This window comes from Bradyrhizobium cosmicum (assembly GCF_032290525.1).
In the GTDB taxonomy this organism is placed as follows: domain Bacteria; phylum Pseudomonadota; class Alphaproteobacteria; order Rhizobiales; family Xanthobacteraceae; genus Bradyrhizobium; species Bradyrhizobium cosmicum_A.
This window is the reverse complement of the sequence record NZ_JASXTA010000241.1, coordinates 1-271: the sequence shown is the minus strand read 5'-3', so window position 1 is coordinate 271 and position 271 is coordinate 1. Positions and strand designations below refer to the sequence as shown.

Annotated in this window: 1 protein-coding gene; it reads left to right on the top strand. The window is 63.1% G+C overall.

Going from position 1 to position 271, the window contains the following annotated elements:
* The coding region (locus QSV46_RS39815) for an LLM class flavin-dependent oxidoreductase (protein WP_314964107.1) at window positions 1-271 on the top strand (271 nt) is incomplete at both ends.

The window sequence follows — 271 nt, the reverse complement described above, 5'->3', positions numbered from 1 at the left end:
CAACCGGACGGAGCTGCGAGGATTCCTGGGTGGTAGCCTCGGCTGTCGCGCCTTGGACTGAGCGCTTGCGTTATCTCGTGGCGGTGCGACCCGGCTTGCAATCGCCAAGCGTTGCAGCTCGCATGACCGCAACGCTCGATCGGGTGTCGAACGGACGTCTGCTGATCAATGTCGTCACCGGCGGCGACCCGATCGAGAACAAGGGCGACGGCATCTTCCTGCCGCACGACGAACGGTACGCGGTAACGCGCGAGTTTCTCAACGTCTACAG